Raw genomic sequence first — 1205 nt, forward strand, 5'->3', positions numbered from 1 at the left:
CACGCGCTCCCGGGCGGCGACGATCCGCTCGCGCAGGGCCAGCTCGTCCGCCGCGAACGTGGCGGAGAAGCCCTCCGGGTCGGAGTCGAAGGCGACCCGGCGGCGGATCACCTCGGCCCGCAGCGCCGCCTCGCGCGGGGCGGACACCTCGACGGTGAGGCCGAAGCGGTCGAGAAGCTGGGGCCGGAGTTCGCCCTCCTCGGGGTTCATGGTGCCGATCAGGACGAAGCGGGCGGCGTGCTCCACCGACACCCCGTCCCGCTCGACGGTCACCCGGCCCATGGCGGCGGCGTCGAGGAGCTGGTCCACCACGTGATCGTGGAGCAGGTTGACCTCGTCCACGTACAGCAGTCCGCGGTGCGCCCGGGCCAGCAGGCCGGGCTCGAACGCGGTGACGCCCTCGCTCAGGGCCTTCTCCAGGTGCAGCGAGCCGGCGATGCGGTCCTCGGTCGCGCCGATCGGCAGCTCCACCAGACGGACCGGCCGGTGCTCGGTGGGCGCGTCGTGGGGGATCGGTCCGTCGGGGGTGTCGGTGCCGCGGTCGGACGGGGCGCTGGAGAACCTGTCACCGGCCACGACCTCGATCTGCGGCAGGATCCCGGCGAGCGCGCGCACCATCGTGGACTTGGCGGTGCCCTTCTCGCCGCGGATCAACACACCGCCGACCGACGGCGAGACCGCGTTCAACAGGAGGGCCAGCGCCATGTCGTCGGAACCGACGACGGCGCTGAAGGGGTAGTGCAGTGGCATGGGGGCTCCCGCTCTCGTCTGCCAGGCTGGTCAGCGCGAGGCCGGTCTCCGGACTTCCCGGCTCATCTCGGGCGATAGCGCTGGACGCGTTCGCCTCAGAGGCCGAGTTACCGTAGCGGGCCCTGTGCCGGATTCTCACCGGCTTCCCTGATTCTCCCCTCCGCACCGCCTGGGGCGGGTCGTGGGGCACCTCGTGCTGTTGGGGTGTAGTTGTCTCTCCTGGCCGAGGCTACCCAGCGCCCTCGCGTTCCGGGCGGTCGGGCTCGGCGGGCGGGTTCGACGGTAGGGTTCCGCGTCATGAACGGACAGGTGGTCGTGGTGGGGATCGGCGGTGACGGCTGGGCCGGCCTCGACGAGGCCCGTCGCCGCGCCGTCCTGGGCGCCGACGTCCTGCTGGGCGGGGAGCGGCACCTGGCGATGCTGCCCCCCGAGGTCACCGCCGAGCGCGAGCCGTG

General features: G+C 73.0%; 1 protein-coding gene and 1 riboswitch. The gene reads right to left on the minus strand.

Going from position 1 to position 1205, the window contains the following annotated elements; all coding sequences use genetic code 11:
• A partial coding sequence (locus G6022_RS12825) for an ATP-binding protein (protein WP_182691689.1) occupies positions 1 to 750 on the minus strand: 750 nt, incomplete at its 3' end.
• Between the two features lie 21 nt (positions 751 to 771).
• Positions 772 to 959: riboswitch (cobalamin riboswitch) on the minus strand.
• Positions 960 to 1205: the final 246 nt, after the last annotated feature.

The organism is Dietzia sp. Cai40 (genome assembly GCF_014145165.1).
GTDB lineage: Bacteria > Actinomycetota > Actinomycetes > Mycobacteriales > Mycobacteriaceae > Dietzia > Dietzia natronolimnaea.